This is a genomic window from Pseudomonas sp. NFACC39-1, from assembly GCF_900110355.1.
In the GTDB taxonomy this organism is placed as follows: domain Bacteria; phylum Pseudomonadota; class Gammaproteobacteria; order Pseudomonadales; family Pseudomonadaceae; genus Aquipseudomonas; species Aquipseudomonas tehranensis.
The window spans coordinates 403592-417870 of the sequence record NZ_FODL01000001.1; the positions used below are offsets into that span (position 1 = coordinate 403592).

Genomic DNA, 14279 nt, shown 5'->3' on the forward strand with positions numbered 1-14279 from the left:
ATGGCCATGCCCGTTGCGTTGATTACCGGATGTTCCAGCGGCATCGGCCGCGCCCTCGCCGATGCCTTCAAAGCTGCCGGCTATCAGGTCTGGGCCAGTGCTCGCAAGGATGAGGACGTGGCGCTGCTCAGTGCTGCCGGGTTCACCGCTGTACAACTGGACGTCAATGACGGCCAGGCCTTGGAGCAGTTGAGCGAACGCATCAACCAGCAGCACGGCGGCCTCGATGTGCTGATCAACAATGCCGGTTACGGCGCCATGGGTCCATTGTTGGACGGTGGTGTGCCGGCCATGCAGCGCCAGTTCGAAACCAATGTGTTCGCCATCGTCGGGGTGACCCGCGCACTGTTCCCGGTGCTGCGCCGGGCCAAGGGATTGGTGGTGAACATCGGCAGCGTTTCCGGCGTGCTGGTGACGCCATTTGCCGGCGCCTACTGCGCCTCAAAGGCGGCGGTGCATGCCTTGAGCGATGCGCTGCGCATGGAACTGGCGCCGTTCGGCATCCGCGTAATGGAAGTCCAGCCTGGGGCGATCGCCTCCAGTTTCGCCAAAAATGCCGGCCATGAAGCCGAGCAACTGATCAGCGAACAGTCACCCTGGTGGCCTCTGCGCGACGGCATCCGCAGCCGCGCCAAAGCATCCCAGGACAACCCGACCCCGGCGAGCGATTTTGCCGCAGGCCTGCTCAAGGCCGTGCAGCAACCCAAGCCCCCGCGCCTGCTGCGCCTGGGTAATGGCAGCCGGGCGTTGCCGTTGATGGCCGGTTTGCTGCCCAAAGCATTGCTGGAAAAAGGCTTGAGGAAGCGGTTTGGGTTGGGTGGTTCGCTGTAAGGGCTGGAGGATAGCAGGCCTTACCTTGTTTGGACCGGGGATATGGTTAATCCCTGTGGCGAGGGGATTTATCCCCGTTCGGCTGCGGAGCAGTCGTCGTCTGTCTGATGCGGTTTCGACTCGTACACCGGGTTGCTTGGTTTTGGGGCTGCTTCGCAGCCCAGCGGGGATAAATCCCCTCGCCACAGGGATTTGGGGCGAACATGGAACTCATACCCACCGCTCCCACAGGGGCTTGGTGCTGAATGTGCGTCTACCCCCTTCCACAAATAATGTGCTAACCCTGCGGTTCGACCACCACCGTACAGGTCATCCCCGCCGCCAGCAGCACGCCGTCCGGCACTTCGTCGATATGGATCCGCACCGGCACCCGCTGGGCCAGGCGTACCCAGTTGAAGGTCGGGTTGACGTCGGCGATCAGTTCGCGGCTTGCCGGGTTGTCGCGGTCGTAGATGCCCCGGGAGATGCTTTGCACATGGCCCTTGAGCACTTCACCACTCATCAGTTGTAGCTGCGCCGAATCGCCAACCCGCACCTTGGGCAATTTGGTTTCTTCGAAATAGCCGTAGACCCAGAACGAATGCATGTCCACCACAGCCATCTTCGCCTCGCCGATGCGCGCGTAGTCGCCGCGATGCACGTTGAGGTTGGTGACGTAGCCGTCCACCGCCGCACGGACTTCGGTGCGTGACAGGTTCAGCTCGGCCGCCTCCAGTTGCGCCTGGGCGTGCTGGTAATCGGCCAGGGCCGAGTCGGCAATGTTACTGGCGTCGTCACGGTTTTCCCGGGAGATCACCAGGCTGTCCAGGTCGGCACGCCGATGGGCGTTGAGCTTGCGCATTTCCCAGGTCGCCTTGCGCGAGGCGACCAAAGAGCGAGCCTGTTTCACCGCAATGCGGTAATGCTCGGGGTCGATGCGCATCAACAGATCGCCCTTTTTTACCAACTGGTTATCACGCACCGGCACCTCGACCACCTCGCCACTGACGTCGGCGGCGACGTTGATGATATCGGCGCGTACCCGACCATCACGGGTCCACGGCGTGTTCATGTAATGCACCCACAACACCCGGCCGATCCACAGGGCAAGGGCCAGCACCAACAGCGTCGCAAGCAGGCTGAAAAACTTTTTCATCGCATTGATCTCAACGGTAGACCGTCAGCGCCAGCGCGCCAAACAGGCAGGTAAACAGACTCAGGCGCAGCAGCGCCGGGTGCCAGAAGAAGCGGTACAGGTCCAACCCCGACAGAAAACGATCCAGGGCCCAGGCCAGGGCGGCGGCGATAAAAAACATCAGGGTCATGGTGGGCATGTACACGCCATGGAAGGCGATTTCACGAGGCATGTGCGGGTTCCTGGGGCAGCGGCCTGGAGTAGGCCGCCAATGGCGATTGCCGGTCCAAAAGCGAGGTGCGGATGAAATGCAGATAGCTTTTCACCCGACGCAGGGCCGAGGTGTCGAAGTGCGGGGCGAAGGGTTCGTCACTGGCCTGTACGCGGCTGATGGCATGGTCGACCGCCAACAGGGCGCGCTCCAGATTGCTCTGGCCGGGCTGGCGGAACAGCCGCACCAGCGCCCGCCCCATCACGCGTATCGCCTGGCGCCACGGCTGGTTTGGGGCATAGGCCGGATGCACGGGCAAGATCGCCTGTTCCTTGCGCAATTCGATAATTGCATGGCCAATCTCCAGTACCACAAACATCCAGCGCAACAGATCCCGCTGTACCCGAGGCTGCCCCGCGGCCAGTCCATAGGCCTGATGCAGCAAGTCCCGGGTGCGACTTTCAAAGCCCGACACCAGGCCTTTGAGCCGGCCGCTGATAGCAAACACCACCTGCTCGCGCAGGTCTTGCTCGAGCCGGCGCCACAACCAGCGACTGTTGGGCGGCAGAATGATCGCCCCGGCAGCGGCGCATACCAGCATGCCAAGGATCATCGCGAGATAGTCATTGATGAAGGTGTAGGGGTTGTAGACCGTCAGGTTGTCGGGCACCGAGCCGGTGCAGAAAAAGATCAGTAGCCCCAGCCCGACTCCGGCGTATTGCGGTCGCGAGCTGAGGAACGAGCCCAACATGATCACCGGTGCCAACATCACGCAGAGCAAGGGGAAGCCGTCGATCAGCGGGAAGATGAAAAACATCTCGACGAAACCGATCAAGGCCCCGAACAGCGTGCCACACGCCATCTGGAACGCCATGCGTTTGGGGTTGGGCGTGGCGGCCGACAAGCCCACCGTAGCGGCGGCAATCATCGTCATCGTCGCGCCACTCGGCCAGGCCGTGACGACCCAATAGCTGCCCAGCACCAGCAGGATGAACGCTGCCCGAAACCCCGACGCCGCAGCCGCCATACCGTTGGTCTGCGGCATGAAAGGTTCGTCCCATTGCTCGCGTTCGTGGCGATGATCAGCCAGCGACGCATGGGTCTGGGCGTAGCCGTGCAAGTCATCGACGAAGCGATATAGCAGCTCGTAGGCGGTGTGGAAATCCAGCCGCTCTGCTTCGCTCGGATCTGTTTCTTCGAACACCCCACGCAGCCTGCGGACCTGTGCCGGCAAATCGGCTTTATAGGTTGCCAACTGCGCCGCCAAGCGCGCGGCATCTCTATCGGTCAGGGCGCGGGCGCTAAAACCGTCCAGCAACTCGGCCAACGTTTGAAAACCCGGTTTGATGGCGTTCACCACCTGTTCGGCCCGGCGGCTGCGCAAACGCTCAAGCAACTGGTGCAAAGCGTTGAAGCGGGTGGTGATGCCCATGAACTCGCTGTTCAAGCGGCTGAGCCGACCGTTGCGCCGACGCATGTGCGGGTCTTCGAACACCGTCACGCTGCGCAGACTTTCCAGGCCCACGGCTTCGGCAATGAAGCCCACGTTATGCGCCTCGAATGCCTCGCGTTTGCTGCGCCCCCGCAAGCCATCGGTGACGAACAGGGCAAACACGCCAAAGCGTTGGTACAGGGCGTTGCGCATGGCGGCGCTGGCGGTTTGCGGCAGGATCGCGGCGCTGATCAGGGTGGCGCAGAGAATCCCCAGGGAAATCTCCAGCACACGCCACACTGCCGCCATGAACGCGCCTTCCGGGTGAGCCAGGGCCGGCAGGCCGATCATGGCTGCGGTGTAGCCGGCCAGCACAAAACCATAGGCCCTGAAGTTGCGATAACGCGCCGCGCCCGCTGAACAGACGCCGACCCAGATCGCCAGGCTGCCCAGAAACAGTTCGGTGCTCTGGGCGAACAAGGCAATCAGCGCCACCATCACCGCCGAGCCCGCCAGGGTGCCAAGCAAGCGATAGAAACTCTTGGCGAACACCTGGCCGCTCTGGGGCTGCATGACGATAAACACCGTGATCATGGCCGTGCGCGGTTGCGGCAGCTCCAGACGCATCGCCAGCCACAACGTCAGAAACGCGGCGAACAGGACCTTGAAGATATAGACCCAGGTCACCCCATCGCTGCGGGCCCATTCAAAGAAACCACGGCGCCATTCGAGGCGGTAGAGCCAGAGTGCGGGGGCGAGTAAAGACTTCACAGGAAAAAACTCAGCATCGTGGCGAGGGAGCTTGCTCGCGCTTGGATTGCGCCTTGTAGGCGCTGCGTAGGAGCTGCCGAAGGCTGCGATCTTTTGATCTTTTCGTTGGGGACTCAAGTGTCTGGGGAAAGATCGCAGCCTCGTTGCACTCGACAGCTCCTACAGAGTCCAGGCCACCTCCCAGCGCCGTCACCAGGTCGGCATGAACACTCAAGCGCGCCGCCTCCACTTGCTGTTGCACCTGTTGCTGCTTGAACAACAGGCTTTGGGCGTTGAGCACGTTGAGGTAGTCAGTGAGCCCGCGCTGGAACGCAACCATCGCGATGTCGTAGGTGCGTTGCGCGGCGGCCACCGACGCAGCAGCAAAGACGTGTTGCTTGTCCATGGACTCACGGCGGATCAACTGATCGGAAATGCTCTTGAGCGCATCGACCAGCGTCTGGTTGTAGTGGGCCACGGCAATGTCATAACCGGCCGCCGCCTCCCCCAATTGTGAGCGCAGGCGCCCGCCATCGAAAATCGGCAGCGTGATGGCCGGTCCGACGCTGTAGGTGAGTTTCTTGCCGGTCAAGAACTCCAGCGCTCCGCCACCGGTCGCCATGTAGCCGATACTGCCCACCAAGTCGACATTGGGATAAAACCCGGCACGCGCGACATCGATACCCCGCGCCTGAGCGGCCACTTGCCAACGCCCGGCCACCACGTCCGGACGCTGGCCGAGCAGTTCGGCGGGCAATGCCGACGGCAGCTTCAAGGGCGCACCGAGCGCCAGGGTCGGGCGCTGCAGCCGCGCCCCTTCGCCTGGCCCTTTGCCCGCCAGCGCCGCCAATTGATTGCGGCTCAAGGCAATGGCTTCGTCGAGGGCGTCGAGTTGCCGATGGGTCTCGGGCAACGGCGCCTGGGCCTGGCTGACTTCGAAATGGGTGCCGATGCCGCCGTCCAGACGCTTTTGCGCCAGTTCGAGAATCTGCTCCTGTTGATGGAGGGTCGCCACGACGATATCGCGCTGGGCGTAGTGCAACGCGAACTGGATATAGGCGCGCACGATGTTGTTCTGCAACTCCAACTGCGCCTGCCGCGCCTCGGCCACGCGGACATGAGCCAGGTCGACGGCCCGCTCACTGGCGTTGCGCTCGCGGCCCCACAGGTCCAGGGCATAACTCAAGCCCAGGCCCGCGTTATTGTCCCAAGTGGTGGTGTCGGCCAACTCGCCAGGGCCATAGAACTGATCGGAGGGCCAGTCGTGAAGCTTGAGAGTCGCCTGACCATTGATCTGTAGCGACTCGGCAGCCTCGACGACACCGGCCATGGCCTTGGCCTGGCGCACGCGGGCGGCGGCCAGGGCCAGGCTCGGGCTGCCCTGCACGGCCAGCTCGATCCAGCGATCCAGTTGCCGGTCGCCATAGGCATTCCACCACTGGCGGGTGGGCCAGTGAGCATCGCGGGCAGCCTCGCGGATCGCTTCATCGGTGGCCAGTTGATTGGCCGACAATGCCTGGCCTTGCGGCGCAATCCCTCCCGTGCCGATGCAACCGCTGATGGTGAACGTTAAAAGCCAAACACTGAGAGTCTTCAGCTCTCTGCTGATGCAACGCGGCACTTGCGCAAAATTCCTGAGTTGGGGAGGCGTGAAGAGTGGTGAGGCTGAATGCCCGGTGACGCACCTGTGGGAGCGAGCCTGCTCGCGATAGCGTCCAGGCAGATACATTGAGGGGAATGTGATGCCGCTATCGCGAGCAGGCTCGCTCCCACAGCAATCAGCGATCCTGGATTGGCCGCAATTCTAGGCACCCCACCGAACGGCGATAAGCCGACCTTTCTGCGAATCTTTGTTACCGTTACTGCGATAATCCATTAGTCGGGGTCCGCCGCACTGTAACTTCGTGTCACAATTTGCCACCTCCCAAGAGAGCCCTTCATGGACACTTTGCAAAACATGCGCGCGTTCAGCTGTGTGGCCGAAGCGGGCAGCTTCACCGCCGCCGCCCAACAGCTCGATACCACGACCGCCAACGTTTCGCGTGCGGTTTCCAATCTGGAAGCCCATCTGCAAACCCGCCTGCTCAACCGCACCACCCGCCGCATCGCCCTGACCGAGGCCGGCAAACGCTATCTGCTGCGTTGCGAGCAGATCCTGGCGTATGTCGAGGAGGCTGAAGCCGAGGCCAGCGATGCTCACGCACGTCCTGCCGGGCAGTTGAAGGTCCATACCATGACCGGCATCGGCCAGCATTTCGTGATCGATGCCATCGCCCGTTATCGCAAGACCCATCCCGACGTGACCTTCGACCTGACCTTGGCCAACCGGGTGCCGGACATCCTGGACGAGGGTTACGACGTTTCCATCGTGCTGGCCAGCGAATTGCCGGACTCGGGCTTTGTCTCCCAGCGCCTGGGGATCACCTACAGCATCGTCTGCGCATCACCTGCCTACGTGAAAGCCAGCGGCTGCCCGCAAAAACCCGGTGACCTGCTCAACCACGCCTGCCTGCGCCTGGTCAGCCCGGTCATTCCGCTGGAAAAATGGGTATTTGACGGCCCCGAAGGCCAAGAGATGGTCACCATCAGCAACTCACCGTTCCTGGTGAACTCCGCCGATGCCATGAAAACCGCGATCACCAGTGGCATGGGCGTGGGCGTGTTGCCGGTGTATGCCGCCATTGAGGGCTTGCGCAATGGCACGCTGGTGCGGGTCATGCCCAACTACCGCTCCCAGGAACTGAACCTCTACGCCATCTATCCTTCGCGCCAGTACCTGGATGCGAAGATCAAGACCTGGGTCGAGTACCTGCGCGGTTCGCTGCCGGAAATCCTCGCGGCGCACCAAGCCGAGCTGACGGCCTATGAGTTGAGTGGCAGTCTGGCCGGTGCACGGGTCACGAACTGATTTCGCGCCCGTGCTCCAAGGGCGATATCAGCGCTTGCCCATCGAGCGACGCGTGCCGGGCGGCGCGGCGCCAGGGGTTTTGGTGTGACCGTTCTTGGCGCCGTTCTTGTACCAAGGCTGCTGCCCGGCCCCTTTGGCCGCGGCCAGCTCACCCGGCTTGAACGGGAACTTGAAAGTCGGGATCGCGTTGACGCTCTCGCCGCTGGAAACATCGTTGTCGGGCCGGTCGGCCTGTTCGCCGTTCGGGTGTTCGTCCGCGGGCAAAGGTGTTGGGGAAGTCATGTAAAGCTCCGGGTAATGCGTGCAAGTCGGGCCCGGAGAGCGAGCCGCGAAAGTCGGCAGTATACCCGCCCGATACCGGCGCGCGCAGGGCGGATTCAATCGGCCCTGCACTCGTCTGACAGTAAGTCGGGACAAAACTGACAAGCCCGTCAGTTAGGCGTCACCTTCCTGACCACCTCGCAACGCTATATAAGAAAGATAAAAATCCCTCTGTCCTGAACCGGCCTCCCACCTCCATGCACATCCAGAAAAAAACCGTCTTGCTCGTCGCGCTCCTGGTCGTCCTGGCGGCTGTCGCCCTCTGGTATGTCATCAAGCCCGTCACCGCCAAACCCGGCGCGCCCGTGGCCGTTCCGGTAAGGGTGGTCAGCGTGGTGCAAAAGGATGTGCCGCGTTTTGCCAGTGGCATCGGCACGGTGTTGTCACTGCACAGCGTGGTGATCCGCCCGCAGATCGACGGCATCCTCACCCGACTGCTGGTCAAGGAAGGGCAACAGGTCAAGCAGGGTGACCTGCTGGCCACCATCGACGACCGCTCGATCCGCGCCAGCCTCGACCAGGCCAGGGCCCAGCTCGGGGAAAGTCAGGCACAACTGGCGGTCGCCCAGATCAATCTCAAGCGTTACAAATTGCTCAGTGTCGACGACGGCGTATCGAAGCAGACCTACGACCAGCAACAGGCACTGGTCAACCAGCTCAAGGCCACCGCCCAGGGCAATCAGGCGGCCATCGATGCTGCCCAGGTGCAGTTGTCCTACACCCGGATCCGCTCCCCGGTGACCGGTCGCGTCGGCATTCGCAACGTGGACGAAGGCAACTTCCTGCGCGCCAGCGACACCGACGGCCTGTTCACCGTGACCCAGATCGACCCGATCGCAGTGGAGTTCGCCCTGCCCCAACAAATGCTGCCCACCTTGCAGCGGTTGATGGCCGCCCCCGAGCAAGCGCTGGTCCAGGCCTACACAGGCGCCGATGGTAGCTCGGGTGAAATGCTCGGCGAGGGCCGCCTGAGCCTGATCGACAACCAGATCAACGCCAACACCGGCACCCTGCGGGCCAAGGCTGAATTCAGCAACGCCGCACAACGGCTATGGCCAGGGCAGTTGGTGACATTGAAGATCCAGACCGCCCTCGACAAGGACGCCCTGGTGGTTCCACCGACCGTGGTTCAGCGCGGCCTGGAGCAACCTTTCGTGTACCGGATCAAGGGTGACCAGGTCGAGAGCGTACCGGTGGTGATGGTGTACCAGGACAGTGACCTGCACATCATCAAAGGGGTGAGCGCGGGCGATCAACTGGTGAGCGACGGTCAGTCACGGCTCAAGCCCGGCACCCGCATCCAGGTGCTCGGTGACCCCGTGGCCCAGGCCAGTGTGTCGGAGCCAAAACCATGAAGGGCCGCGGTTCGGTTTCGGCCTGGTGCATCGATCACCCCATCGCCACGGTGCTGCTGACGTTCGCCTTGGTGCTGCTGGGGTTGATCGCCTTTCCTCGCCTGCCTGTTGCGCCATTGCCGGAAGCGGAGTTCCCGACGATCCAGGTCAACGCCCAGTTGCCCGGTGCCAGTCCCGAGACCATGGCTTCATCGGTGGCAACCCCGCTGGAGGTGCAATTCAGCGCCATCCCCGGCATTACCCAAATGACCTCCAGCAGCGCGCTGGGCTCGACCAACCTCACCTTGCAATTCAGCCTCGACAAAAGCATCGACACCGCCGCCCAGGAGGTACAGGCGGCCATCAACACCGCCGCAGGCAAATTGCCCAATGACATGCCGAACCTGCCCACCTGGCGCAAAGTCAATCCGGCCGACAGCCCGGTGTTGATCCTCAGCATCAGTTCCAGCCTGATGCCCGGCACCGACCTGAGCGATTACGTCGAGACTCTGCTCGCCCGTCAGATCAGCCAGATCGACGGTGTAGGGCAAATCTACATTACCGGCCAGCAACGCCCGGCGATCCGGGTCCAGGCCTCGGCCGACCGGCTCGCCGCCATCGGCCTGACCCTGGCGGACATCCGCGTGGCGCTGCAGCAAGCCAGCCTCAATCTGGCCAAGGGCGCCTTGTACGGCGAGTCGAGTATTTCCACCCTCGCCACCAATGATCAGTTGTTCACCCCTGAGCAATACCGTGAATTGATCGTGTCCTACAGGGACGGGGCGCCGGTTCACCTCAAGGACATCGCTACAGTCGTCAATGGTTCGGAAAACGCCTACGTCCAGGCCTGGTCCGACGGCGAGCCGGGGGTCAACCTGGTCATCTTCCGGCAACCGGGGGCGAACATCGTCGAGACAGTCGACCGCATCCAGGCTGCCTTGCCCACCCTTGAAGCCATGCTGCCCGCTGCGGTGCAGGTCAAAGTGATGATCGACCGGACCCAGACCATCCGCGCCTCGTTGCATGAAGTGGAAATCACCTTGCTGATCGCGGTGCTGCTGGTGGTGGCGGTGATGGCGCTGTTCCTTCGCCAGCTTTCGGCAACCCTGATTGTCTCGGCGGTGCTCGGCGTGTCACTGATCGCCAGTTTCGCCCTGATGTACGTGATGGGCTTCAGCTTGAACAATCTGACCCTGGTGGCGATCGTCATCTCGGTGGGGTTCGTGGTGGACGATGCCATTGTGGTGGTGGAGAACATCCACCGACATCTGGAAACCGGCGAAGGCATGCGCGAGGCGGCGATCAAGGGCGCGGGCGAGATCGGCTTCACGGTGATCTCCATCAGCTTTTCGCTGGTGGCGGCGTTCATTCCGCTGCTGTTCATGGGGGGCGTGGTCGGGCGACTGTTCAAGGAGTTTGCCTTGACCGCGACGTCGACCATCCTGATTTCGGTGGTGGTGTCCCTGACCCTCGCGCCGACCCTGGCGGCCTTGTTCATGCGCGCCCCGACACATCATGCTCAGGCCGGGCCAGGCTTCGGCGAACACTTGCTGGGCTGGTATGAACGAGGCCTTCGTCGGGCCCTGGCCCATCAGAAATTGATGATCGGCGTGTTCGGTCTGACCCTGGCAATGGCGGTCGCCGGCTATGTATTCATTCCCAAGGGCTTTTTTCCGGTCCAGGACAACGGCCTGGTGCTGGGTACCAGCGAAGCGGCCGCCGATGTGTCATTCCCGGACATGGTCGCCAAGCACAAGGCCCTGGCCGAAGTCGTCGCCGCCGACCCGGCGGTGCAAACCTTCTCCCACTCCGTCGGCGTCTCCGGCAACAACCAGACCATCGCCAACGGCCGCTTCTGGATCGCTCTCAAGCCCCGGGGCGAGCGCGACGTGTCGGCCAGTGGATTCATCGACAGGATCCGCCCCAAACTGTTGGGTATCCCCGGCGTGGTGCTCTACCTGAGGGCCGGGCAGGACATCAACCTCAGCTCCGGTCCAAGCCGCGCCCAGTATCAATACGTACTCAAGAGCAACGACGGGCCGACCCTCAACACCTGGACCCAAAAACTCACTGACAGGCTGCGCGGCAACCCCGCGTTCCGGGACATCTCCAACGACCTGCAACTGGGGGGCAGCATCACCCACATCAACATCGACCGCAGCGCGGCGGCGCGCTTTGGCCTCACTGCCAGCGATGTCGACCAGGCCCTGTACGACGCCTTCGGTCAGCGGCAGATCAACGAATTCCAGACTGAAACTAACCAGTACAACGTGATCCTGGAGCTCGACACCGCACAACGCGGGAAGGCCGAGAGCCTGGCCTATTTCTACCTGCGCTCGCCGCTCAGTGGTGAAATGGTCCCGCTCTCGGCCCTGGCCCGCTTCGATGCGCCGACCAACGGCCCACTGTCCATTGCCCACGACGGTATGTTTCCGGCGGCCAACCTGTCGTTCAACCTGGCGCCTGGCGTGGCGCTGGGCGATGCAGTGCGCATGCTCGACCAGGCCAAGAACGAGATCGGCATGCCGGCCTCCATCACCGGTAACTTCCAGGGCGCGGCCCAAGCGTTCCAAAGCTCCCTGGCCAGCCAGCCATGGCTGATCCTCGCCGCGCTGTTGGCGGTGTACATCATCCTCGGCGTGCTCTACGAGAGTTTCGTACACCCGTTGACGATCATCTCCACCCTACCCTCGGCCGGCCTCGGCGCGCTGGTCATGCTGTGGTTGCTGGGCCAGGATTTTTCGATCATGGCGCTGATCGGGTTGGTGCTGCTGATCGGCATCGTCAAGAAAAACGGCATCCTGATGATCGACTTCGCCCTCGACGCCCAGCGCAAGGGTGGTTTAACGCCCCAGGAAGCGATTTTCCAGGCGTGCCTGACCCGCTTTCGCCCGATCATCATGACCACCCTGGCCGCTCTGCTCGGTGCCCTGCCGCTGATGCTCGGCTCCGGCCCCGGCGCAGAATTGCGCCAACCGCTGGGCATTGCAGTGGTCGGCGGCCTGCTGGTGAGCCAGGCGCTGACGCTGTTCACCACACCGGTCATATACTTATGGCTCGAGCGACTGTTTCATCGGCCCGTCCAGCAGCCCGGACCTGCGCCGACGACGCTGGCGACCACAGACTGAGGCGGGGCCATGCGCGTTCTGATCATCGAAGACGAAGAAAAAACCGCGGACTATCTGCATCGCGGCCTGACCGAACAGGGCTACACCGTGGATGTGGCGCCGAACGGCGTCGAGGGGCTGCACCTGGCGCTGGAAAGCGATTACGCGGTGATCGTGCTGGACGTCATGCTGCCAGGCCTGGACGGCTTCGGCGTGCTGCGGGCTCTGCGCGCCCGCAAGCAGACCCCGGTGATCATGCTCACCGCCCGTGAACGGGTCGAAGACCGCATCAAGGGCTTGCGTGACGGCGCCGATGATTACCTGGGCAAGCCGTTCTCCTTCCTGGAACTGGTAGCCCGCCTGCAAGCCCTGACCCGCCGCAGCGGCAGTCATGAACCGGTGCAGGTCAGCATCGCCGACCTGTGGATCGACCTGATCAGCCGCAAGGCCACCCGCGCCGGCCAACGCCTGGACCTGACGGCCAAGGAGTTCTCGCTGCTCAGCGTCCTGGCGCGCCGCCAAGGCGAAATACTGTCGAAAACCGCCATTGCCGAAATGGTCTGGGACATCAACTTCGACAGCGACGCCAACGTGGTGGAAGTGGCCATCAAACGCTTGCGGGCCAAGCTCGACGGGCCGTTCGAAGAAAAACTGCTGCACACGATTCGTGGAATGGGTTATGTGCTGGAGAGCAGAGAGTGACTTTGCCCGACAGTATCGCCCTGCGCCTGAGCGGCATGTTCACGCTGGTGGCGGCCTTGGTGTTCCTGTTGATCGGCGGGGCCTTGTACCAGCAAGTCGACAAGGGCCTGGGCCTGTTGCCGGAGGCCGAACTCGATGCGCGCTACAGCGTGCTCGAATCCATGGTCGGCCGCTATGGCACGCCCGAGCATTGGGTGAAGATCAATAACAAGTTGCGCCTGCTGGGAGAGGAAGACAAACGCATCCGATTCTGGATCGTCAGTGGCGATCCACGCTTTGAATATGGCAACCCCGATCCACAGATTCGTGCCTTCGCCGAAGGTTCGCTGGGCAAGCGCGACCTGAAACTGGCGGCGCAGCAATACCCGATGAAAGTGCTCGTGAGCCAGTTCCCGGCCAAGGACCAGCGTCCGCCGCTGCGCTTCATGATCGGCATCGACACCCAGACGTTCTACCAGACCCAACACCATTTGCTGGTGGCGCTGGTGAGTCTGGCGATTGTCGGGGTGGTCCTGGCCTCATTGCTGGGCTACTGGGTGGCGCGTATCGGCCTCAAGCCGCTGATCAAGCTGTCCGATGAGGCCAGACGCCTGACACCACCGCGCTTGTCCGGGCGCTTGCAGATGTCACCCTTGGCGCCGGAGCTCAGTCAATTCGTCAGGTCCTTCAACGCCACCCTCGACCGGGTCGAACAGGCGTACTCGCGACTGGAGTCGTTCAACGCCGACGTCGCCCATGAGCTGCGCTCGCCCCTGACCAACCTGATCGGCCAGACCCAGGTGGCGCTGACCCGTGGGCGCTCGGCCGAGCACTACTTCGAGGTGCTGCAATCGAATCTCGAAGAGCTGGAGCGACTGCGCTCGATCATCAACGACATGCTGTTCCTCGCCAGCGCCGACCAGGGCAACAAAGCCACCAAACTCACCAGCACCTCCCTGGCCGGCGAAGTGGCGACCACCCTCGACTACCTGGACTTCATCCTCGAAGACGCCCAGGTCCAGGTCAGGGTCGACGGTGACGCCCAGGCCAACATCGAGATCGCCCACCTGCGCCGCGCACTGATCAACCTGCTGAGCAATGCGGTGCGCCACACCGCCCCGGGGCAAGTGATCAATGTGCGCATCGAGGCCTTGGGCGACCAGATCACCCTCGCCGTCACCAACCCCGGCGATCCGATTGCCGATGAACACCTGCCGCGCCTGTTCGAACGTTTCTACCGGGTGGATGCCTCCCGCAGCAACAGTGGCGCCAACCACGGGTTGGGGCTGGCCATCGTCAAGGCGATTGCGCTGATGCATGGCGGGGATGTCTTCGTGCGCAGTGACCGGGGCGTGAATACCTTCGGGATCCGCTTGCCGGCTTGACACTCCACGCTGTTTAGATCGGATTGGGATGAACTCCAGGCGATTGAATGCTGGATGAAAGCCAAATGAAGCACAGTAAAAAGATCTCAGCCTTCGGCAGTGCTCACGCGTTATTGCGCGAACACTGATTGCCCGCTCTCACCGATCCAAGCACAATCAGCAAAAGGCCAGCATCTGGTGCATTGCCGGTTATGCAACCCTTTGG

The 14279-nt window shown here is 62.6% G+C and carries 11 protein-coding genes; 6 read left to right on the forward strand and 5 right to left on the reverse strand.

Annotation, left to right across the window (positions count from 1 at the left end):
- Positions 1-6 precede the first annotated feature (6 nt).
- Positions 7-831, forward strand: coding sequence for an SDR family oxidoreductase (locus BMY45_RS01770; protein ID WP_092393761.1), 825 nt, complete (start codon positions 7-9; stop codon positions 829-831).
- 277 nt (positions 832-1108) lie between these two features.
- Here the strand turns inward: BMY45_RS01770 and BMY45_RS01775 are convergent, their stop codons facing one another.
- The 4 genes from BMY45_RS01775 to BMY45_RS01790 are packed head-to-tail and all read right to left on the reverse strand — an operon-like array spanning position 1109 to position 5959.
- Positions 1109-1966 (reverse strand): efflux RND transporter periplasmic adaptor subunit, encoded by an 858-nt coding sequence (locus BMY45_RS01775; protein WP_092393764.1) that lies wholly within the window; start codon positions 1964-1966, stop codon positions 1109-1111.
- 10 nt (positions 1967-1976) lie between these two features.
- The gene (locus BMY45_RS01780; protein ID WP_024617598.1) at positions 1977-2177 is read right to left on the reverse strand and encodes a DUF1656 domain-containing protein; all 201 of its coding nucleotides are present in this window, start codon (positions 2175-2177) and stop codon (positions 1977-1979) included.
- Positions 2167-4359: an FUSC family protein gene (locus BMY45_RS01785; protein ID WP_092393767.1), complete on the reverse strand. Its 2193-nt coding sequence runs from the start codon at positions 4357-4359 to the stop codon at positions 2167-2169. Before BMY45_RS01785 ends, BMY45_RS01780 begins: the two co-directional genes overlap by 11 nt.
- A gap of 10 nt (positions 4360-4369) precedes the next feature.
- Entirely contained in the window at positions 4370-5959 is a 1590-nt protein-coding gene (locus BMY45_RS01790) for an efflux transporter outer membrane subunit (protein WP_256573616.1), read from the reverse strand.
- Positions 5960-6277: 318 nt separating this feature from the next.
- Here BMY45_RS01790 and BMY45_RS01795 point away from each other — a divergent pair, with 318 nt between their 5' ends.
- Entirely contained in the window at positions 6278-7246 is a 969-nt protein-coding gene (locus tag BMY45_RS01795) for a LysR family transcriptional regulator (RefSeq protein ID WP_092393770.1), read from the forward strand.
- Between the two features lie 27 nt (positions 7247-7273).
- Here BMY45_RS01795 and BMY45_RS01800 read toward each other — a convergent pair whose 3' ends face one another.
- Positions 7274-7528 carry a hypothetical protein gene (locus tag BMY45_RS01800; RefSeq protein WP_092393773.1) on the reverse strand — a complete coding sequence of 85 codons (255 nt, stop codon included), beginning with the start codon at positions 7526-7528 and terminating at the stop codon, positions 7274-7276.
- 236 nt (positions 7529-7764) lie between these two features.
- Here BMY45_RS01800 and BMY45_RS01805 point away from each other — a divergent pair, with 236 nt between their 5' ends.
- Genes BMY45_RS01805 through BMY45_RS01820 form a run of 4 tightly spaced genes read left to right on the forward strand, consistent with a single transcriptional unit; the run spans position 7765 to position 14074 of the window.
- Entirely contained in the window at positions 7765-8922 is a 1158-nt protein-coding gene (locus tag BMY45_RS01805) for an efflux RND transporter periplasmic adaptor subunit (protein WP_092393776.1), read from the forward strand.
- Positions 8919-12029 (forward strand): multidrug efflux RND transporter permease subunit, encoded by a 3111-nt coding sequence (locus BMY45_RS01810; RefSeq protein ID WP_092393779.1) that lies wholly within the window; start codon positions 8919-8921, stop codon positions 12027-12029. The genes BMY45_RS01805 and BMY45_RS01810 overlap by 4 nt, the downstream gene beginning before the upstream one ends.
- 9 nt (positions 12030-12038) lie before the next feature.
- On the forward strand, positions 12039-12710 hold the full coding sequence (locus BMY45_RS01815; RefSeq protein WP_092393782.1) for a heavy metal response regulator transcription factor: 672 nt from the start codon (positions 12039-12041) through the stop codon (positions 12708-12710).
- A complete protein-coding gene (locus BMY45_RS01820) occupies positions 12707-14074 on the forward strand; it encodes a heavy metal sensor histidine kinase (protein ID WP_177193290.1) in 1368 nt (455 codons plus the stop codon). Before BMY45_RS01815 ends, BMY45_RS01820 begins: the two co-directional genes overlap by 4 nt.
- Positions 14075-14279: the final 205 nt, after the last annotated feature.

What these genes read in the sequence shown, in the direction of transcription:
- BMY45_RS01800 (WP_092393773.1), bottom strand. Translation starts at nt 7,528, where the DNA reads ATGACTTCCCCAACACCTTTGCCCGCGGACGAACACCCGAACGGCGAA.
- BMY45_RS01775 (WP_092393764.1), bottom strand. Translation starts at nt 1,966, where the DNA reads ATGAAAAAGTTTTTCAGCCTGCTTGCGACGCTGTTGGTGCTGGCCCTT.
- BMY45_RS01770 (WP_092393761.1), top strand. Translation starts at nt 7, where the DNA reads ATGCCCGTTGCGTTGATTACCGGATGTTCCAGCGGCATCGGCCGCGCC.
- BMY45_RS01805 (WP_092393776.1), top strand. Translation starts at nt 7,765, where the DNA reads ATGCACATCCAGAAAAAAACCGTCTTGCTCGTCGCGCTCCTGGTCGTC.
- BMY45_RS01795 (WP_092393770.1), top strand. Translation starts at nt 6,278, where the DNA reads ATGGACACTTTGCAAAACATGCGCGCGTTCAGCTGTGTGGCCGAAGCG.
- BMY45_RS01780 (WP_024617598.1), bottom strand. Translation starts at nt 2,177, where the DNA reads ATGCCTCGTGAAATCGCCTTCCATGGCGTGTACATGCCCACCATGACC.
- BMY45_RS01815 (WP_092393782.1), top strand. Translation starts at nt 12,039, where the DNA reads ATGCGCGTTCTGATCATCGAAGACGAAGAAAAAACCGCGGACTATCTG.
- BMY45_RS01810 (WP_092393779.1), top strand. Translation starts at nt 8,919, where the DNA reads ATGAAGGGCCGCGGTTCGGTTTCGGCCTGGTGCATCGATCACCCCATC.